The 18867-nt window shown below is 62.5% G+C and carries 21 protein-coding genes and 1 pseudogene; 14 read left to right on the top strand and 8 right to left on the bottom strand.

The annotated features are described in order from the left end of the window. The first annotated feature begins 368 nt into the window (after positions 1-368). The 4 genes from NZH93_RS49095 (at position 369) to NZH93_RS49080 (ending at position 3418) form a co-directional block, all read left to right on the top strand. Positions 369-947 (top strand): reverse transcriptase family protein, encoded by a 579-nt coding sequence (locus tag NZH93_RS49095; protein WP_259630281.1) that lies wholly within the window; start codon positions 369-371, stop codon positions 945-947. Then, positions 896-1660, top strand: a complete 765-nt coding sequence (locus NZH93_RS49090; RefSeq protein WP_259630280.1) for a reverse transcriptase domain-containing protein — start codon at positions 896-898, stop codon at positions 1658-1660. The genes NZH93_RS49095 and NZH93_RS49090 overlap by 52 nt, the downstream gene beginning before the upstream one ends. Before the next feature lie 259 nt (positions 1661-1919). Beyond that, complete coding sequence (locus NZH93_RS49085; protein WP_259630282.1) at positions 1920-2870, top strand: IS3 family transposase; 951 nt, start codon at positions 1920-1922, stop codon at positions 2868-2870. Between the two features lie 296 nt (positions 2871-3166). Beyond that, on the top strand, positions 3167-3418 hold the full coding sequence (locus NZH93_RS49080; RefSeq protein WP_259630279.1) for a hypothetical protein: 252 nt from the start codon (positions 3167-3169) through the stop codon (positions 3416-3418). Between the two features lie 349 nt (positions 3419-3767). On the opposite strand, the gene NZH93_RS49075 is transcribed toward NZH93_RS49080, so the two are convergent. The 4 genes from NZH93_RS49075 to NZH93_RS49060 all read right to left on the bottom strand — a co-directional run bounded on the left by NZH93_RS49075 (position 3768) and on the right by NZH93_RS49060 (position 5960). Continuing rightward, positions 3768-4655 carry a helix-turn-helix domain-containing protein gene (locus NZH93_RS49075; protein ID WP_259630278.1) on the bottom strand — a complete coding sequence of 296 codons (888 nt, stop codon included), beginning with the start codon at positions 4653-4655 and terminating at the stop codon, positions 3768-3770. 308 nt (positions 4656-4963) lie between these two features. Beyond that, a complete protein-coding gene (locus NZH93_RS49070) occupies positions 4964-5299 on the bottom strand; it encodes a hypothetical protein (RefSeq protein ID WP_259630277.1) in 336 nt (111 codons plus the stop codon). Positions 5300-5307: 8 nt separating this feature from the next. After that, the gene (locus NZH93_RS49065) at positions 5308-5592 is read right to left on the bottom strand and encodes an HC3 family zinc finger protein (RefSeq protein ID WP_259630276.1); all 285 of its coding nucleotides are present in this window, start codon (positions 5590-5592) and stop codon (positions 5308-5310) included. Beyond that, positions 5592-5960 carry a hypothetical protein gene (locus NZH93_RS49060; RefSeq protein ID WP_259630275.1) on the bottom strand — a complete coding sequence of 123 codons (369 nt, stop codon included), beginning with the start codon at positions 5958-5960 and terminating at the stop codon, positions 5592-5594. Before NZH93_RS49060 ends, NZH93_RS49065 begins: the two co-directional genes overlap by 1 nt. A 309-nt stretch (positions 5961-6269) precedes the next feature. Here NZH93_RS49060 and NZH93_RS49055 point away from each other — a divergent pair, with 309 nt between their 5' ends. Together NZH93_RS49055 and NZH93_RS49050 are read left to right on the top strand one after the other, a co-directional pair. Further along, a complete protein-coding gene (locus NZH93_RS49055; protein WP_259630274.1) occupies positions 6270-7154 on the top strand; it encodes a DUF5753 domain-containing protein in 885 nt (294 codons plus the stop codon). 5 nt (positions 7155-7159) lie between these two features. After that, positions 7160-7351, top strand: coding sequence for a DUF397 domain-containing protein (locus NZH93_RS49050; protein WP_259630273.1), 192 nt, complete (start codon positions 7160-7162; stop codon positions 7349-7351). Between the two features lie 47 nt (positions 7352-7398). On the opposite strand, the gene NZH93_RS49045 is transcribed toward NZH93_RS49050, so the two are convergent. Together NZH93_RS49045 and NZH93_RS49040 are read right to left on the bottom strand one after the other, a co-directional pair. Then, positions 7399-8556: a helix-turn-helix domain-containing protein gene (locus NZH93_RS49045; RefSeq protein WP_259630272.1), complete on the bottom strand. Its 1158-nt coding sequence runs from the start codon at positions 8554-8556 to the stop codon at positions 7399-7401. A gap of 144 nt (positions 8557-8700) precedes the next feature. Next, positions 8701-9117 (bottom strand): NUDIX hydrolase, encoded by a 417-nt coding sequence (locus NZH93_RS49040; RefSeq protein ID WP_259630271.1) that lies wholly within the window; start codon positions 9115-9117, stop codon positions 8701-8703. Between the two features lie 171 nt (positions 9118-9288). Between NZH93_RS49040 and NZH93_RS49035 the strand changes: the two genes are divergently transcribed. The 8 genes and pseudogenes from NZH93_RS49035 (at position 9289) to NZH93_RS49005 (ending at position 16619) form a co-directional block, all read left to right on the top strand. Continuing rightward, on the top strand, positions 9289-10026 hold the full coding sequence (locus NZH93_RS49035; protein ID WP_259630270.1) for a TauD/TfdA family dioxygenase: 738 nt from the start codon (positions 9289-9291) through the stop codon (positions 10024-10026). Then, positions 10023-10391, top strand: coding sequence for a hypothetical protein (locus tag NZH93_RS49030; RefSeq protein ID WP_259630269.1), 369 nt, complete (start codon positions 10023-10025; stop codon positions 10389-10391). The genes NZH93_RS49035 and NZH93_RS49030 overlap by 4 nt, the downstream gene beginning before the upstream one ends. 47 nt (positions 10392-10438) lie before the next feature. After that, complete coding sequence (locus NZH93_RS49025; RefSeq protein ID WP_259630268.1) at positions 10439-10582, top strand: hypothetical protein; 144 nt, start codon at positions 10439-10441, stop codon at positions 10580-10582. Positions 10583-10594: 12 nt separating this feature from the next. Continuing rightward, positions 10595-10708 (top strand): annotated as a pseudogene (locus NZH93_RS51500) (UCP032817 domain-containing protein); the annotation flags it as partial. A 1100-nt stretch (positions 10709-11808) separates the two neighbouring features. Beyond that, positions 11809-12318 (top strand): DUF6933 domain-containing protein, encoded by a 510-nt coding sequence (locus NZH93_RS49020; protein WP_259630267.1) that lies wholly within the window; start codon positions 11809-11811, stop codon positions 12316-12318. Between the two features lie 448 nt (positions 12319-12766). Next, positions 12767-13954: a tyrosine-type recombinase/integrase gene (locus NZH93_RS49015; RefSeq protein ID WP_259630266.1), complete on the top strand. Its 1188-nt coding sequence runs from the start codon at positions 12767-12769 to the stop codon at positions 13952-13954. Positions 13955-14690: 736 nt separating this feature from the next. Beyond that, positions 14691-15986 (top strand): AAA family ATPase, encoded by a 1296-nt coding sequence (locus NZH93_RS49010; RefSeq protein WP_259630265.1) that lies wholly within the window; start codon positions 14691-14693, stop codon positions 15984-15986. Between the two features lie 6 nt (positions 15987-15992). Beyond that, the gene (locus NZH93_RS49005; protein WP_259630264.1) at positions 15993-16619 is read left to right on the top strand and encodes an RloB family protein; all 627 of its coding nucleotides are present in this window, start codon (positions 15993-15995) and stop codon (positions 16617-16619) included. Between the two features lie 499 nt (positions 16620-17118). On the opposite strand, the gene NZH93_RS49000 is transcribed toward NZH93_RS49005, so the two are convergent. Both NZH93_RS49000 and NZH93_RS48995 read right to left on the bottom strand, forming a co-directional pair. Continuing rightward, entirely contained in the window at positions 17119-17676 is a 558-nt protein-coding gene (locus tag NZH93_RS49000) for an NUDIX domain-containing protein (protein WP_259630263.1), read from the bottom strand. A 7-nt stretch (positions 17677-17683) separates the two neighbouring features. After that, positions 17684-18867, bottom strand: a 1184-nt coding sequence (locus NZH93_RS48995; protein ID WP_259630262.1) for an NsdA family TPR-like regulatory protein, incomplete at its 5' end; no start/stop codon positions are given.

Below are 18867 nucleotides of genomic sequence, written 5' to 3'. Positions count from 1 at the left end.
GCGTGATGTCCGGACGCGGTTGTGTCCGGTCGTCAACTCCGAAGCCGTGTAGTTCCAACGGTGGGGAGGCCATGGTGAAGGTCTGCGGCGTAGCCATAGCGATGCTGCCGGAGTACAGCTGGACGCCTCGCTGGCCGATCGATTGCTTGGTGAACGTGGGAACCATCTGATAGTCGTCCGATGACTGTCCAGCCAGGACATTCATCGGGCAGGCCCGTTTCCGGCTGGTGGCTTGAAGGTGGGGCGGAGGCTGTGTAGTAGTCGCGGGCGTGACGACCCGTCTCGGGGTCCGGGAGAGCCGGATGCAGGGCGAAGACAGCCAGCAAGTCGGCAGTGACGGATGTTGGAATGCCAGGAGGGTATCGCTGGTGAACACCGACGAGCTGGACTTGGCCTTGTTCAAGGCCGAGCGCCGGGTACTGGAGATCCAAACCAAGCTGCACTGTCGGGCTCGTGACGATGCTCGTCGTCAGTTTGATGACCTGTTCAATTTGGTGGCTGATCCCGCGTTTCTGTTGGTGGCGTGGGATCGGGTGCGGGGCAACAAGGGTGCCAGGACCGCTGGGGTGGACGGGCGCACCGCCGCGTCGATTGTGGCGCGGATCGGGGTGACCGAATATCTCGACGGGCTGCGTTTCTCGTTGAAGGGCCGCAGTTTCCGTCCGGTGCCGGTGCGGGAGCGGATGATTCCCAAGGCGGGTGGCAAGCTGCGCCGTCTGGGGATCGCGACTATCACCGACCGGGTGGCGCAGGCATCGTTGAAGCTGGTGCTGGAGCCGATCTTCGAGGCGGATTTCCTCCCATGCTCCTATGGGTTCCGCCCGATGCGCCGGGCACATGACGCGTGGCTGAGATTCGTTACCTGTCCTCGAAACCACGATGCTACGAGTGGATCGTGGAGGGTGACATCAAAGCATGCTTCGACGAGATCTCGCATGTGTCCTTGATGGACAGGGTGCGTGCGCGAGTCGGAGACAAGCGCGTTCTGGCTCTGGTGAAGGCGTTTCTCAAGTCAGGAATCTTCGGCGAGGATCGACTGTTGAGAGCGACCACCGCCGGGACCCCGCAAGGGTCGATCCTCTCGCCGTTGCTCAGCAACGTCGCCTTGTCCGTGCTGGACGAACATATCGCCCGGTCACCGGGTGGTCCAGCGACGAGCCAGGCGGAGAAGACCAAGCGTCTGCGGCATAGCCTGCCGAACTTCAAGCTGGTCTGCTATGCCGACGACTGGTGTCTGGTGATCAAGGGCACCAGGTCCGACGCGGAAGCCTGGCGGGAGGAGATCTCGAACGTCTTGTCCACGATGGGCTTGCGCTTGTCGACAGAGAAGACGCTGATCACCCATATCGACGAGGGCATCGACTTTCTCGGATGGCGCATCCAGCGTCATCGCAAGAAGGGCACGAGTAGGCACTACGTCTACTCCTACCCGGCCAAGAAGTCTCTCAAGGCGGTCATGGCCAAGGTGAAGACGGTGTGCCGCGAGGTCGAGGTGAACCAGCCCATTGATGTCCTGCTACGCAGGCTCAACCCTGTGGTGCGAGGCTGGTGCGCCTACTTCCGGCCCGGAGTGTCGTCGGTGACCTTCGCTTACCTGAGTCACTACGTGTTCACGACGGTATGGCGATGGATCCGCCGTAAACACCGCCGGTCCACCTAGAAGGAACTGCGCCGCCGCTACTGCGGCGGCGGGTGGTGGCCCACCGGTCAGAGCCGGGAGTTGTTCGACCCGGAGAAGGTGAGCACCACACGCTACCGGTACCGGGGATCGGTAATCCCGTCTCCCTGGACGGCAGCGTAACGAGCGAAATCCTTGAGCCAGGACAGGGCTTGTGGAGCGCCCGGTGCCTTGAGAGGGGCACGCCGGGTGCGGGAAGCGGCCTGGGGAAACGGACCGGTCAACTGGCCGGAACCGCGCCCTGGGCCGACTTCACGGGCCGCCCGTCGCGATGAAGGTCGAGTTCGTCGACTCCCAGCGGGAGGAACACGGTGTCCAGCCGGTCCTGGAGGCGCTCGAGCAGACGGCCGCCTGGATCGCACCGTCGACCTACTACGCGGCCAGGTCCCGCCCGGAATCGGCACGGACGGCACGAGACCGGAAACTGGCGGACAAGATCGAGCGGGTGCACGAGGACAACTACGGCGTCTACGGGGCGAGGAAGATCTGGGCCGAGCTGAACCGCCACGGCGTCGAGGTGCCCCGGTGTACGGTCGAGCGGCTCATGCGCGAGAACGGGCTGCGTGGCCTGCTACGCGACAAGTCTCCGCGCACGACACGACCGACAGCGGAGACCGGTAGGCCGGGTGACCTGGTAAAACGTGACTTCACAGCCACGCAGGTGAACGAGCTGTGGGTGGCGGACATCACCTACGTACGCACCGCCGCCGGCTGGGTGTACGCGGCGTTCGTGCTCGATGTGTTCTCCCGCTTGATCGTCGGCTGGCAGGTTGCCACCAGCCTCTACACAGACCTGGCACTGGACGCGTTGCAGATGGCGATCTGGCGCCGCCAGGCCACCGGCGCCGACCTGACCGGTCTGGTCCATCACAGCGACCGCGGAGTTCAATATCGAGCGGTGCGCTACACCCAGCGCCTGGCCGAGGCCGACGTGGTCGCATCCGTTGGCAGCAAAGGAGATTCCTACGACAACGCGATGGCGGAGGCGTTCAACTCGTTGTACAAGGCCGAACTCGTCCGCCACCGCGGTCCCTGGCGTGGTCTGCACGATCTGGAGATCGCGACCGTCGAATACATCGACTGGTACAACAACCGGCGCCTGCAAGGCGAACTCGGACACCTGCCGCCGGCCGAGTACGAGGCACTACACGCAATGACCCACCCGGTCACCGCAACCCTGGAAACCAGCTAATTCAGTCTCCATCAAACCCGGTACTTGAGTCATGCCCCGGCGACGCCTCACCAGGGCACCACTGCCCGCGGCCACCATCCAGCCACGCCGACAGCAACACGAACTGATCAACACGCTCGTCACAGCCGACGACTGGCCACTGCGCGAACGCCTCATCGCACTGCTGGCGCTGCTCTACGCCCAGCCTCTCAGCCGGATCACCCCGCCTGCGGCGCACCGACATCACGATCATCGGCCCCGACGTCTTCATCCGGCTCGGCGACCCGCCCGCCCCGCTGCCGCCACCGCTGGACGACATGACCCGCCAACTTCTCGAACACCGCAACACCTACCGAGGCCCGAACGCCAACACAGACTGGCTCTTCCCAGGCAAACGTCCCGAACAGCCCATCCACCCAAGGACGCTCAACAACCGCTTCTCCACACTCGGAATGCCGATCCAGCTCGGCCGAACCACCGCCTTGCGGGAACTTCTGCACACCACCCCCAGCCCGGTGGTCGCCTCGATGCTCGGAATCCACCCCGACACCACCGCGCGAATACAGTAGTCATGGACGCAGCCTCGATGTATTCACTGGCTTATGACCAAGCGAGTCTGGGATACCAGCGGATCCCCCTGCAAGCCTCCGACCAGTATCTTTACTGACCGGAGGGGGTGGCGTTCTAACAGGATCCCCAACCTGACCCCCAATCTGACCCCCCATGTGAACCCCCAACGGAAGTACCCGTACACATAGTCGATCTCCGACTTCGTCACCAACAGCAACACCTCATCGACATCGACAAGGTACCATCGCGGCGGCAACTATTTATTCTCATCCAAGTCGATCGGAGTACCTCCTGAAGCAACCGGATCAGGGCGGACAGCCGGACTGCGTCACAGGATATCGGTTGCCGTCACGGCACCAGTTTGCCTTCGTCGTAGACGTCTGCCCAATGATCAAAAACTTCCCGGGATTCGGCAGGACCGAGCGCCAACCCGTCCAATGAGCTGAACTTCCTACGGAGCACTTCGACGGCCCGATCCTGCTCGGAGAAAACCGTTACAGCGTCAGTCTCCATACAGGCAAGCTGTTTCGATGGTTCAGGCAGACTCATGAGTGCTCCAGCATGACGCAGCACTCCATCGATCCCTGCTGACAGCGGCACGATCCGCAGGTGAACATCCCCTAGGTCGCACTGGAAGGCCAAGTGCATCAACTGGTCGTGCATCACTGCTGACTCGACCACAACCAAACGCAACACAGCTTCGTTGATGAAAGCGGAGACCTCGGGCCCAGCCGAACCGACACGCGTCCGAAAATCAGTCAGGTCCGAGTTCATCGGCAGCTCGACCGGATCGCACGAGCGAGCAGCATCATTCGACAAGCCGCGCGCGTACTGGTCGGTCCGTAGGAATAACGGGATTGCCAGCGGCTCGTAGTAGTCGATCCTCAACGCCAGCGCCTCGTGGACACGCCAGCACAGTAGCTCGTCAGGCCGTCCCCCAGTGCGGTCACGAACCAGCCACTCATCACCCTGCGCACGGACCAACTTCAGGATCCGGTCTCGGACACTTCTGCTGGCTCCATAGATGCCGAGCAAAGTGCCGACATCCCACTCATCCGTGCCGCGCCAACCGCATTCGAGTTTGCTGAGTTTGGCCAGCGACCACTCCAGGGTGTCGCTGACGAAGGTCGCCGAGAGTCCCGCACGTGCCCGTTCCCGTCGGAGCTCCTCGCCGAGTTCTCTTGCGGCTGCGGTAACCAGGCGCTGCTTTTCTGCGGGCTTCCCCAGACTCGACATGATCAACTAAACCCTCTCCGATCGGTAGTTGCCGGTCTACAACGGGCAGAAGTGCGGTGGCCTTCCAGGAAGATCCGCGACGCTTCAGTAGCAGCCGAACTCCGCCGCGAGATGGTCTGCCTCGGTTGGCCCGAATGTGATGAGGCAGGGAATGCAGGACGGAGATGCCTGTGTTGCGGGTACGACTTGTACTGCGGGGACAGAGTGCCCGCACTCAGCACGCCAGAACTGCTTTCCGTCCTCGCAAGGAGTGAAAGCGTGAACCTTCTTGTCGTTGCCGCACAAGCGGACGATAAACCTCGTCGTCATCACGCATCAGCCTGATCTGGTGCCCGATGTTTGGCAGGCTCGACAGGTGGTTGGTCATCGAATTCCTTGACGGCGATGTGGTATGCGAGCAGAGCGAGGCACGGTGAGTGCTGACGACGCCACCACCGGCCGCGCCTGCACTCCCTGCAGTAGCCCTCCGCGTCCGGGGCGTGCAGCACCATGAGCGCGCGTAGGCCCGCTACGAGTCGAGGTAGTTCGCGACGGGCAAACGCAATTGCATCGCGCTGATGTCCTCTGGTGACGATGTCGACCGCGCGATCGAGCCTGCGGAACATCGCCTCGCGAAGGTTGACGAAGACCACTTCGTTGGTCATGGAGGCCGTCACCGCTTTCCCCGTGAGGCCCCGACGCCTGAGCGATGCGTGGGGCGTTTGGGAGAAGACTTGGCGGGTCGCGGGAACGGCAGGATGCCTTCCTCTGCACGCCAGGCGGCGTCGCAAGCCGGACAGGTAGGCCAGCATCCATCGGGACTGCGAGGTGGCTGCTCGCGGGGCACTTCGATTCCCACTCCGCAGAGGGTTTCGCCGTGATCTCCTGCAACCAGGCTGACTCGGACGGCATGGCGATTTCCCGCGTGCGGGAACCAGCGGAATCGACGGTCTGCCATCACGCCACCTCACCGGGCGCGCTTGCCAACCACATCGCAGCCAGCTCCAGCAGCGGTACGTAGTGCCCCTGCGCATACCTTCCTCCAGCGTTCTCCCCGTCTCCACGAACGAGGAAGGTCTGCTTCCCGCTGTTCGCACATCGCCACTCGTGTTGAATCCCGGCAAGCTCGTCGCCCTCGATCCGGGTGTAGCGAAGACAGGGATAGGCCTCCCCTACCAACAGAAGAAATCCCTTGTCACAGAGGGGAAGCCGCTGTTGGTTGTCCCAAAACCGGGTCAACGTGGCCGATGGGTCTTCAAGCTCGTCGAGCGGCGCACTCGCTCCACCGCAATCCGGGCAAGCGTCGTTCCTCGCGATCAGCCCCATCTCGTTCTCCGTTCTCGGCTCAGCACCTCATCGCGGGTCCTGGAACCAGCGGAGCCGGGCCGTTCAGAGGCCGCCCCGACTCCGCTGGAACTGGGAGCCAAGAGCGAGCAGATCGCTTGACCAGCGACATGGCGCTCCCGGCCGATGTGGCCGACTTGAAATCGACCATACTGAACATCATAAATTTGAATTTCAATATTTGAACATGCCCTGATCGGGCGACGACACCGGTCACGCTCAGCGTTCGTCCTGCCGTCCGGCGATACGGGGTGGGGCACACTGTGTGCGAGTGATCAAGGAGGAACACGCGTGGAGGCTGGTCAGGTCGAGTCACCGCTGTGGTGGCGCAAGCAGGTCGCCAGGGAGCTGGTGCAGCTACGCGACACCGCAGACGCCAGACTTGGACGCAAAGTCAGCGTCACCGAGGCCGCGAAGGCGCTGGGCTGTTCCGTCGGCAAGATCAGCGGGATGCACGCTGGCGACGGACGGCTGAACTTCCGCGACGTGCGCGATCTGACGATGCTTTACGGAACGCCCGCCGACGACGTCGAGCGACTCACCGAATGGGCCAAGCGCTCGGCTCGGCCCAGCGGGTTCAAGGAGTTCGCCGCGGTGATGGGCGAACCGCTCGCCGAGCTCATCGGCGGCGAGGCCGAGGCCCACACGGAGATCGACTACGAGCACGGCCTCATGCCTGGGCTGCTCCAATGCGAGGCGTACGCGGAAGCTCAGGCCATCGCGTCCGGGATCGAACCGGAACAGGTCGCCGCAGTAGTCGGTCTTCGCAAGAAGCGGCAGCAGCGCCTCACCGATGACGATCCTCTGACTTTGGAGGTTTTCATCGAGGAGTCGGTATTGCACAGGCCGATCGGCTCCACCAGCGTCATGCGAGTTCAGCTCAAGCACCTGTTGACGACGGGAACGCTGCCGAACGTCAACGTTCGTGTCGTGCGAACAAGGGTCGGATATCACCGTGCGTTGGGCGGTAGGTTCATCCTGTTGAGCTTCACCGACTTCCCGACCGCCATCTACCTCGAACAGCCACCGGTGATCGGTTCTCGTTACGCCGACGATTCAGCCCTGGTGGCTGAGTACCAGGAGAAGGTCGCGAGCCTTCGCTCGGTGGCAGAAGGTCTGGAGGAGTCCGCGGAGCTCATCGAAACGGTGATGGGTGATCTACCGCTGGAAGGTTGACGCAGATGACCTCAACGAGGTGGCGCAAGAGCACTCGGAGCGAGGGCAAGGACGCGTGCGTTGAAATCGCCTACGGGTCCTTCGGGGTCGCGGTGCGCGACTCCAAGAGCACCTCAGCAGACGAGCAACTGATCTCCCTTGCTGCGTGGTGTTCATTTCTCGCCGGCGTTCGACACGGGATGTTCGACGTCTCGTAGGGACCTGGATTGCTTGCGCCGCCAGGCAGTTACGCCAGAGCGGTACCTCATCGATTCGTCCCCTCGTGAGCTGCGAAGGCTGAGCGAGGCGGTGCAAGCAGAACGTCGATGCGGTGAAGCGCCTCTCGCCCCTCACTGCCAACACGGGTGAGCCCACCGTGGTCGGCCGCTCGTATCGCACGTTGGATCTGGTGCGGCAGGCGGTGAGCTTCGGCGGCGACTACCGCCGCCCGGAGGGCGTCTTCGGCTCCGTCCGGTCTACCAGCGACCAAGAGGACCTCTGCCGCGGTCACGCGTTCGATGACGTGCCACTGGGGCGCGGCGGGAGCATTCGGCGATCCCGTATCCATGATCCGTGCCGCCTTGGGTGCACGTCCCGTGGACACCAGGCCTCGCAGGTGGATCTCGTTGAAGGTGAACGGGTTGACCAACATGCTGTGCACCGCTACGCCGTCCAGCAGGCTTCGGTAGCCGCTGATCGCGGTGTCGAAGAGTTCGGGATCGCCAAGCTCACCTGCTGCGCGGGCTAGCAATGCGAGTGCGGCTCCGCGTCCTTCGGCATCGTAGGAGATGGCCGCCGCTCGGGCAAGATGAGCGACCGCGGCACGTGCGTGGTCTGCTTTGCGCAGCTCGTTGCCGTGCATCCGCAGGGCGAGCGCCAAGGACGCTCTATCGTCGAGCCGCTCGGCTACCGCGAGCCCGCGGCCGGTCCAGCGTGCGGCGGCTGCCAGCCGCTCCTCGGGCAATACGGTGCCAAGCGACACTCCGAGGGCCGTGCGAGCGTGGCTGAGCAGGATCAGCGTGTCGCGTTCGGCATGGCCTTCGGCGATGCGGGCTTCCAGTCTGGCTACCAGGGGCCACAGCTCGTTGACCGAGTCGACGGCTCGACCGGCTTGGCGGGCGATCTCGGCCAGGCGGACGGTCGAGTCGCCGAACTGGATCATCGCGGCGAAGTCGGCGTCGTCGTGACTGGTCACGCCGAGGACGTGCGTAGGCAGGCCGAGCGCAGTGGCGATGTGGCGGCGGGTGGTCATGTCGTTGACGACGCGGCGACCGGTCTCGATCATCGAAACGTAGGTCTTGTCGTAGCCGAGCACTGTGGCGAGCTGTTCTTGGTTGAGCTGGTTGAGGCGCCGGTACAGGCGGAGGATCGTCGCCAGGTCACGGCTGCGCAGAGCACGGGCGGACTCCGGTGTCGACCACAACCAGACCGATGGGAGAAGTCGTCGAGCGGGCACCAGTGGGGGCCGGTGGCGAGTCGCCGCGTGGCACGTCGGGCACACCGGCTCGGCGGTAAGCCCACTCAGTGCGGCTCCGCACGCCTCGCACCGCCTGCTCGACACGGTCGTCTACCTCACGGGTTCCGTGCTCAGCCGCGTGAACCACGTAGTGATGGATCGTCGATACCCGTCCGGCATGGTCAAACCGTCCACCTCGTGTTCGGTGAACAGTCCGATTTCCTTGTGCTCGTGGGACAACACGGGCGCGGTGTCGCTATCGGGGTAGCAGCCGTAGGTCACGATGAACACGTTCTTCTCCGCGACGGAGATGTAGTACATCCAGGTGTCGAGGATCGGGCCCGTGGTGACGGTCCACCGGGTTTCCTCGGCGATCTCGCGAGCCACGCACTCCTCGGGGGTCTCTCCGGGCTCGATGCGTCCGCCCGGCAGTTCCCACTCGTCGCGCTCGTTCTTCAGGAGCAGCACCCTTCCCTCGCGCACCACGACGCCCTTGATCGAGATGGGGTAGGCGGGTTGGGTCGGCAAGGATGTCCTCCGAGGTCACTGGTGGTCGGTCATCCGGCAACCTAACACCGGCCGCCACCTCATACGGCGGCGACGTGTTGACAATCTGTCACTGGACGTGGCTGACGGTGTCGGGTTTTCCTGATCTTCATGGAACGACTTGGTGAAGGTGGGACAAGGACTGATTCGGTCATGACCCGCCGCGGCGACCCGGAGCACGATCACGTGATCACCGCCCTGGCCACGCACGGACTGGCCTTGATCAACAACGTCACCACTCGCGCGGACTTGCTGCGGCTGGCTCGGTCGATCGCGCTCACGATCCCTCATCGTGACAGCGACTCCGAAGGTGTCACGACCCTGACCAACCTCGGTGAGGCCGCAGTCCCAAGTGGGTTCGCCGGGTTCAGCGCGAGGGCGTTGACCCCTCACACCGACTGCTCCGGCACAGTCAGTCCTCCGGCATTGCTGATGATGAACTGCTCGATGACGGCGACGTCTGGCGGTCGGCGTGTGCTCGTTGACGGCCAGGCTGTGCACGACCACCTGACAGAGTCCGAACCTGAAGCGATTGGCGCGTTCCGCGCACAGCGATCGGTGCTGTTCGGAGGCGCGAGCGGGCACCTCGGCTCCATCCTCACCGACGTGGGAGGGGGTCGCGTTGTCCTCCGTCTCCGGCTGGACGAACTTGCGCGGTTCTCACCCGAGGTGACGCGTTGGCTTCCTGCGCTGCGTACGGCAATCGAACGGCATGCTGTCGAGTTCGACTTGGCAGTCGGACAGGGCTACATCCTCGACAACCACCGCTGGCTGCACGGCAGGACGGCATTCACCGGGCGGCGCGTCGTGCATCGCATCCATGGCGACCCGCTGCCGGAACTGGGCATCGTCACGGGCTTGCGTTCGACAACCTCACCGGATGCGACGTGAACGAGGAAGCAGCGGTTGCCGCTTACCCCGCACTGGCGGGTGTCGTCGCCCTGCGCGAGGCGGGCTGGACGTTCGTGCACCGCAACGTCGTCGACCACGTTCCCACGACAATCGAGGGCTTCCGGCTGTGGCCCGGTGGCTGGATCGACGCGGTCCGCGTCCTGGGTGACTCGGAGGCGATGGCGCTGCGCACCGACAGTTCCGAACCGCCGGGCGTCGTCTGGGAGAAGACAGGCACGCTCGCTGACGTTACCGAGGCGTTGCAGACCTTGCCCGCCCCCGATCATCCCCTCGCGCCGCGGCTCGTCCGGGGGATCGGTCCGACCTTGCGAATCACGATGACCTGGAACGGAGTGACATGGTGACATCAACCCTCACGAATTCGCCTACCGACGAGTTGATCCCGACTGGTGTGCGCAGCCGCCTGATCATGCAGTTGGTCACCGAGCACAGCGGCATGACCGGTGACGAGGCCGCTCGGATCGTGACCCAGGCGGTGGCGTTCCTCAGGACGTGCGTCGACCACCCCGGTCAGCACCTCCGGCCGAGCAGGTAAGTCGACCTCGGATGGCACCAGTTCATCCTGAACACCGTCGACTACGCCGAGTTCTGCCAGCGCGTGGCGGGGTATTTCATTCACCATGTGCCCGACGAGTTCACCTCTCCGCGTGGCAGGTCCGCCGAGACGATCAAGGCTTTGGCCCCTACGGTAGAGGCGATGACGGCCTCCGGGTTCGAGGTCGACGCCGAGTTGTGGTCGGTGACGTCAGGCCAGTGCAGCCAGTGCTTTCAGGGGTGCACCAACTGCGGCCAGGGCGACGACGGCCAGTAGTTCGAGAACGAGGAAACCATGACCACCCGCCTTGCCTGGGACGACCTGCCCACCGCTGCCAAACAAGCAGTGGAAGACCGCATCGGACAGGTGTTGAAGACCGAATCGACTCCGGGTGGCCGCAACTCGGAGTTGTCGGAGACCCTGTGGACCGACCAAGGCCCCGTCTTCTGCAAGGGGATCTCGACGGACTCCCCCATCTCGTACATGCACCGGAACGAGATCGCGGTGAACCCGTTCCTGCCAGCGGGACTCGCTCCACGCCTGCTGTGGCATGTCGAGACCGTGGGGTGGCTGCTGCTCGGGTACGAGCACCTGTCCGGGCGGCACGCCGACCTCTCCTCCGGTTCCGAAGACCTCCCTCTCGTAGCTGAGGCCGTGACGAGGATCGGGGAGGTAGTTGATCTACCAACGTCAGGTGTTCAGCGCTCAATGAGCGACCGATGGGGGCACGCATTGACGCGGGAACTCACCTCGTCACCCTTCACCACGTCAGATCCTTGGTGCGCTGCCAACGCCGGCCTCCTCGTGGAGTTGGCGAACCGAGCACCGTCCTACATGGACGGAAGCAGCCTCATCCACTCGGATTTGAACCCCACCAACATTGTGGTGTCCGATCGCGCACAGGTCGTCGACTGGGCGTGGTGGCAGATCGGGCGTCGTGGTTCGACCCGGCATACCTGGTCATCCGCCTCATCGCTGAGGGCCACGACCCGGAATCGGCAGAGAGCTGGGCACAGCAGTTCGACGGCTTCACACAGGCCCCGTCCGAGGCGATCACCACGTTCGCTGCTTCCACGGTCTGCCTGTGGGAGCGAAGGTTCCCCCGCACCGCACCGCAGCCGCACAAGCTGCTCGCCGGTGGGTGCGCCACCGCAGTCCGTGACCGGCGTCGACCTCGACGGTTGACATGGTGGTGTGCCGAGTCGTAGCCAAGGCAGGATAGTCGGATGTTGATCGTGCGTGCCGCCAAGAAGCTGCTGCGTCTGGCGGGTCCGTCCACCGCGCGTGACGACGACCGTGGCACGACAGCGCTGGGCCCGTGGTACGCCACGGTCTTGTTCTGGCGGCCGAGGGTCGTGTTGCTCGTCAACGAGGCGACGTTGCTGCCCGTGCTGCTGCCGTTGGCGCCCGCAGCGACTCTGACCAGCAGGATTGCCGAGCAGATCAGCACAGTGCTGACCGCCCACGACGCGCCTACCACGATCGTCGACGAAGAACAGCGGCACATGCAGACCGCTGAGCTGGGTGTCACAGCGAACCGCAGCGTCATAGATGTCATGATCGACTTCGCCCGCCTCGCGGAGATCCACCACGACGACGACCCCACCGTGGACCTCGTGACGCTCGCGGTCCGGCTGGCCGCGACCCCCTGCAGCCCGCTGTACCGCAGAAACATCAGGCCGGATCGTGAACTCGCCGCCACGTTGCAGGCAATGACGACCTTCCCCGCCGAGTAGTTGGTAAAAAACTTGGTCGTTGCGTGTCCCCCAAGGGGTCAAATTTCGGAGTTCAGGGGTGTCGACCCAGACCACACTCCTGGAGGACCGCATGACCCGACCGGATACGAGCACCCATCGCCTGCTGTATACCCCCACTGAAGCGGCAACGCTGCTGGCTGTCCGCGAGTCGTGGCTGCGGCGTAAAGCCGGGCGACGGGAGATCCCACGCACCTTCGTGGGCAAGCACCCTCGGTTCTCCGATGCCGATCTGCGGTCGATCGCGGAGTCCGGCGCTCGTGCGCCTCGAACTCGTGATGGTCGCATGAGGACTACACCCCGGCGCACCAAGTCCTCTTCAGACTGACAGAAGTTCTTGTACTGCAATGCTTGCGCTTCTACGCGTATTGAGCGTTCATGCATCTGTCACGCCCGTGACCCCACACCACAAACCGAGAAGGGCTCCCACATGGCCTGGGCGGAGCAGTCTGGAAGCAACCACTGGCGCGTACGGTTCCGCCGCGACGACGGCTCGATCGGCTCAATACCTGGCTTCCACAGCCAGAAGGCCGCCGAAGACCATGCCGCCGATCTGGAGTCGGACCAGCGGCGCGGCACCTGGCTCGATCCCACTGGAGGCCGCACCACGCTCGACGAGTGGCTGGTCGAGTGGCTCGAAGCTCTCGACGTCGATATCCGCACGGAAGACAACTACCGGGGCATGCTGCGCAACCACATTCGGCCTCGGTGGGGCGACACCGCATTGGCTGACATCACCAATCTCAAAGTTCAGGCGTGGGCCAAGCAGTTGCGAGCCACGAAACTCGCTCCGACCACCGTTGCCGGGTTCGTGAAGTTGCTCTCGCAGATCCTCACCGATGCCGCTGAGGAGAAGCTGATCACTGCTAATCCAATTCGGCCTCGGAGGCGTGGACGTCGCAACCATGCCGCCCGCGTGCCCGAGAAGGTCTGGGCGGATCCGGCCGAAGTGCTGCGCGTCGCCGACCAGATCGCTGCTTGCTACGACCCCGGCGCGGCCGTGCTGGTGGTCACCGCAGCCTGGACCGGTGCACGCTGGGGCGAGTTGACCGGCTTGCAACGCCACAACCTGCACCTGTTTGACGACGACACCGGAGTCATGATCGTTGACCCGCAGAATGGTGCGCTGCACGAGTCGGCGGGCGGCAAGTTGTGGCTTGGGCCGCCGAAGACGGAAGCATCGGTCCGCACCATCGCGCTCGTCCCGCCCACGGTCCGGCTCTTGCGAGCGCACCTGAGCACTCACCGCCACGCGCACGTGTTCACCAGTCCTGGAGACCACCTGCATCGCCGCAGCAACTTCAGCCGCCGCGCCATGCGCCCCGCCGCCGACGGGAACCTCCAGTGGGCCAACCCGATTCTGCGACTGCATCCGGTCAAGCCAGGCCTGACTTTTCACGGGCTTCGGCATAGCCACAAGACGTGGATGATCGCTGACGGCATTCCCGAGATCGCCCAGTCGCTTCGGCTCGGTCACATCCTCAGGGATCCTGTCCAGCGCACCTACTCCCACGTCGCGCCGGAAGTCACCGTCCGGCTTCTTCAATGCCTGCGAGATCGGTGGGACAAGGCGGTTGCCGACGTCGGCGACAGCACCTGGCGTAGGGCCGCCCAGTAGCCCTGACACCGCGGTACAGCCCACACTGACACGGGATCCGGTACCCAACCGGCGTGGTCGTGATTAGCGGGGCGCGAAGAGTCGCCGCGATAGACAACCCGACAGGGTGAACGGTCCTGGAGCAATATGGCTGACCCTGTTTCGGGTCATTCCACACCGTGCTCCAGATTTGCTCCAGATTCGGAGCCGCAGTCCACAGTGGACGCATAAACAAGATCGCCCGCCGACCAGATAATCCCAGGTCAGCGGGCGATTTGTATGCTGTATCAAATTGTGGAGCTGAGGGGACTCGAACCCCTGACCCTCACACTGCCAGCAACCAGCAAGCCGCCTGTCCGCAGTATTTACCAGCGTCACCCGCTGGGTTGGTGGTGCAGTAAGGTCGTGGTTGCAGCAGTCGTTGCGGTCAGGATTGCGGTCAAGTTACCCAGCAACCAGCCCCTGGCACTACAACAAGGAAATAGCCATTTCACCCGCCAAGCCTGAAGCAATATCGACCGACCAGCTTCGACGAAGCAGCGGCGTCCCCGACGCCCGGTTGCCAACGAAACCACCCAGTTAGCCCAACGCTCACAGCTAGCCCGACCTGGGCACGAGACCACCATCTCATCTGGCGCGCGCCCACAAGCAGTCTCGTGCATGCCTGGATGCGCTCACGGCACCATCTTCGTCAAAAATGGACAAAATCAGGTACTTGCGCGCTGCTGATCTGCCGAACTGGAGCTACCATGCTTGCGTGCTGATCCGCTTCGAGGTGTCGAACTACCGTTCGATCTCCGCTCCTGCCGAGCTGTCAATGGTGGCGATCGACCGTGACCGTCCGGAAGCTCGCTTCCAACCACTGCTCGGCGAGAGCCTCTTGCCGATAGCAGCAATCTTTGGAGCGAATGCTTCCGGAAAATCTAATCTCATCTCGGCATACACCTGGCTACAGGAAGCAATATTCAGTTCACTACGCGAGTGGGACGACGGAATCCCTATCGAGCCATTTGCCTTCGGCAATAACCCTGAAAAGCCGAGTGAATTTTCCGTCGAGTATATGATTAACGGCGTTCGATTTGAGTACGTCCTGGAGCTAAACAGCGAGAAGGTTATATACGAAGCACTGTTTCATTACCCGGAAAAGAAGCGTCGTCGGGTATTTGAACGTGATGGAGACGACTTTAAACTGCAGCGAGGACTTGGCACACTTTCAGGAACTCGCGAGCTACTTACCGATCGAACCCTGGCTGTGTCAATTGCACGCCGATCCGACGAGCCACTAGTCACTGGCTTTGTAAATAAAGTTCTTCGGTCTCAAACACTAGGGCTTACCCCCCATCGGCCACGAATCCTCGGCGGCTGGGGAACGAGGTTGGGATACGGCCGAGCAGCAAGGCAGCGATCCACAATCCGTTACTTTGAAGAACCCGATCAGCCGTCCTTGTTCGAAGGCAGTAACGATCCTGATCTCCGCAACACACCACGAGAGCAGGCCCTTGCACTTCTCCGTTTAGCAGATCTCGGCATCGATGACGTCATGATTGATGAAGTAGCATATCCTGACGCGCGGGAGCCGCGAAATCAACGACGTGTGAGGCTTGTTCACCAAACAGCCGGAGCCCGCACGCCTTTGGATTTTGCTGTTGAATCTGAGGGCACCCGCACATGGTTCAACCTCATTGGCCCTGTACTAACCGCGCTGCGCTATGGCTCCCTTCTTCTATTTGACGAGCTGGATGCCAGCCTGCATCCAACGCTGTCGGCCCAACTTATCCAGCTGTTTCACGACCCGGTCACGAATCCACTAGGATCTCAAATTGTATTCACTTCACACGACACAAGCCTGCTAAATCATCTAAACAGGGATGAAGTGTGGCTAACAAATAAGAATGCCGATGGCTCAACAACGTTAGGCGCACTAGCCGATTTCGCTGGCGAACGAGTACGAAAGTCCCAGAATCTTGAAAACGCATACTTGCATGGACGATTCGGAGCACTTCCTCAAGTCGACCAAACTGAACTGCTCCGCGCACTCGGACTGATTGGCTGAAGGCTCGTGTCTCCACGCAGAAGGGAAGCACGTTCCCTTAAGAGGGTCCCTGAAAAACGTCGCGAGCTGCGTACAATAGTAGTTTTCACCGAAGGAAAGAACTCAGAGCCGGAATATATTACCGGTCTGAAGAAGCTACCCCAAATCGCCGACAATGTAGCCATGAACCTGATAATCCATCCGGAACATGGTGTTCCGCTCACTCTTGTCGAGCTAGCACTTGACCGCAAACACGACAAAGAGGTAGACGAACTCTGGTGCATATTCGACGTGGAGTGGCCAAAGCACCACCCCAACCTGGACGAGGCGATTACACTCGCGACCAAAAACGACATAAAGCTGGCAATCTCGAATCCTTGCTTTGAGCTATGGCTCATTCTCCACCACAAGGATTACAATAAGTTCTGCAATACAGGTGTTGCAGAAAGCGCCAGCAGGAAACTGGATGGCAGAGCTGGAAAAAGCATAGATCCATCCGTCTACATCCCATTGAGAAAGGTTGCCGCAAAGCGAGCCAAAGCACTTGAATCTCGACATGAGAGCAACGAAACCAGGTTTCCTCACGATAACCCATCATCGGGCATGCACTCGTTCTTGCAATCTTTGGAGGGTGACGAATACCTTTCTTTCTAGTTGGATTAGCTAGTGAAAGCACAAATTTCTTAAGCAGACTCAAACTGAGGGGCCTCGCACCATCTCGTCGACCTGGCTCGCCCCAACCGCGCGTGTCAAGGGGGCTCATCGGTCCACACAGGATCGTGCGCTGGGTCGGCCCCCTTGACGCGTGTGGTTGCCCTCGGGGAGGTCGACGAGATGGTGCGAGGCCCCGGCCCCCGCTGGTACGTGAGTGTCGACGTAGCCCCACCATCTCGGAGACCTGCCGCCCGGCGAGGGCATGTCCTAGAACTGAGTGAGACTCTCCGCGGCTTCCTTCGGGGGACGCTGGCCGTGCCTCCTCCGGCGATGGCGACCGGCGCCCTTCCTCGCCTGTCCCGCCCGGACGCCGCTAGGCGGCCTTGGGCGGGACAGAGGGCTTGGGGCGTCGGTCTCCGTCGTCGGAACGGGCACCAACGGCCAGCGGCCCCCGGAGGGGGCCGCCTTGATGAAGAAAAGAAACTCTGAACACACCAGGTCAAAGGGGTCGGCCGAACTCCGCGTAGATGGTCTGGCCGGAGTCTGCGGCGGCAAGGGCAAGTTTGAGCCTGCGGAGCAACGACGGGTGAACCTGCGGGGCTGCCTCATCAAGAGAAAGGAACTTCAGGCCGCCTAGCTCCTCGTCGTGGACCTGCACGGCTGCTGCCTCCTCGTCGGTGAGCACTCCCCCGTCAAAGATGAATTGATGGCTATCGCGCCAAACACCGTTGCGGGGCACCCAGTCCACTACCAAGAGCCTGCCCAGTTCCAAGCGCAGCCCCAGTTCCTCCGATACCTCTCGCTGACACGCAGCCTTTGGCGATTCGTTGTCATCGGTGATGCCACCGGGGATGTCGAGTACGGTTTTGTACCTCGGGACAACGAACAGGATGCGTCCCTGGCCATCCCTGAGCAGGGCGCCACCCGCTGAGCTTTTCGCAGGAAGACGTGACGCGATACCGGGGTTGAACTCCACCTCGGGTGGCCCTTCCAACGCCACGTCCTGGGCGAACGTCAGCGGATCACCGGCGCTCTGCGGGTGTGGATCGGTCTTCACGTTGGCCTCATTCCGCTGACAGATCATGTGCTCGGGTCAGGAATTCTTGTAGGGGTTTGACGTCAATGCGCTGCTCGAACTTTGCGCGCAGATCACGCACTACCTGTTGTGAGCGCTTAGATTTCAGGCCAACGACAGCATCGGCCGCAGCCACCGCGTACTTCGCGGCCTGCTCGGCATCGCCTTCGAGCAATGTCAAATTCGCGAGCTGCACTGAGCTGTAGACAACTCGGCGCGGTTGCCCTTTGGAGTCCGCCGCTGCCATCGTCAGATGCGGCCGTGCCTGAGTGGCGTTTCCGAGGTCGAGCCAGATTCGACCGGAAAATGCAGCGAACACCGTGTCACCCCAGTGCGCAGCCCAGTCGGGACCGGTGCCAGGAACCTGTCGAGCAAACGCGCGTTCGGCTTTGAGTAGTGCTCGCGCCGCCGCATTCCCGTCGCCCAGAGCTCCGTATGCTATTGCCTCGTGCATTGCGGCTTCGGTTTGCACAACGATCGCATGCGTGCCGGTGTAGCTCTGACCAGCAGCCTGCGCTAGGCGCAACGATTCACGATTTCGACCAAGGTACATCGCCTGGTGGCTCATCGTCGTGAGCACGTAAGCACCATAAGCAGGATCGTCTGCCTCCTTGGCCAGTCGTAGCGACTGGATGAGGTACCGCTGACCAAGTGCGTGTTTGTCCGCGTCGTAAGCCATGTAGCCGATGACCTCGCAGAGCACTGCGGCTGCGTGGAACAGGTCACGACCGATTCGGTCGTCGTAGGCACCGCTGAGCTTGGGCACGACGTGATCGTGCAGGTACTTCACGGCGAGATCGCGGCTTTGCTCTCCGCCGAACGACCGGTCCATCCTGTCGAACATCATGGTGGTTGCGGAGATCTCGTCCACGTCCCGCTTGGTCACCCGGCTCGATGTCGAGCCACTCTTACCCTCACTCGATGAGCTGAACAACCAGTCCAGACAGGCTGCGTAGATCGCCTCTTCGGAGAAGTGGCCAGTAACCACGCCCGGATGCCGCTGAGCGTCGAACAGGGCGAGGTTGCTGACCGTGCTCAGAGTGTCAGCAAGCGACGGCGCGTAGATGAGGCCGATGTCGGACCTAGCCTGCGGTGGCGCGGTCGAGATGCCAAGTTCCTCGGCCGTCTTGCCGTACAGCTCGCAAAGCAGATCGCGGTAGGGGACCTTCGGGG

This window comes from Umezawaea endophytica, from assembly GCF_025061645.1.
Classification (GTDB): Bacteria; Actinomycetota; Actinomycetes; order Mycobacteriales; family Pseudonocardiaceae; genus Umezawaea; species Umezawaea endophytica.
This window is presented reverse-complemented; position numbering and strand designations above follow the sequence as displayed.

What these genes read in the sequence shown, in the direction of transcription:
- NZH93_RS49050 (WP_259630273.1), top strand. Translation starts at nt 7,160, where the DNA reads ATGACCTCAACGAGGTGGCGCAAGAGCACTCGGAGCGAGGGCAAGGAC.
- NZH93_RS49035 (WP_259630270.1), top strand. Translation starts at nt 9,289, where the DNA reads ATGACCCGCCGCGGCGACCCGGAGCACGATCACGTGATCACCGCCCTG.
- NZH93_RS49020 (WP_259630267.1), top strand. Translation starts at nt 11,809, where the DNA reads ATGTTGATCGTGCGTGCCGCCAAGAAGCTGCTGCGTCTGGCGGGTCCG.
- NZH93_RS49065 (WP_259630276.1), bottom strand. Translation starts at nt 5,592, where the DNA reads ATGGCAGACCGTCGATTCCGCTGGTTCCCGCACGCGGGAAATCGCCAT.
- NZH93_RS49015 (WP_259630266.1), top strand. Translation starts at nt 12,767, where the DNA reads ATGGCCTGGGCGGAGCAGTCTGGAAGCAACCACTGGCGCGTACGGTTC.
- NZH93_RS49070 (WP_259630277.1), bottom strand. Translation starts at nt 5,299, where the DNA reads ATGACCAACGAAGTGGTCTTCGTCAACCTTCGCGAGGCGATGTTCCGC.
- NZH93_RS49080 (WP_259630279.1), top strand. Translation starts at nt 3,167, where the DNA reads ATGACCCGCCAACTTCTCGAACACCGCAACACCTACCGAGGCCCGAAC.
- NZH93_RS49075 (WP_259630278.1), bottom strand. Translation starts at nt 4,655, where the DNA reads ATGTCGAGTCTGGGGAAGCCCGCAGAAAAGCAGCGCCTGGTTACCGCA.
- NZH93_RS49060 (WP_259630275.1), bottom strand. Translation starts at nt 5,960, where the DNA reads ATGGGGCTGATCGCGAGGAACGACGCTTGCCCGGATTGCGGTGGAGCG.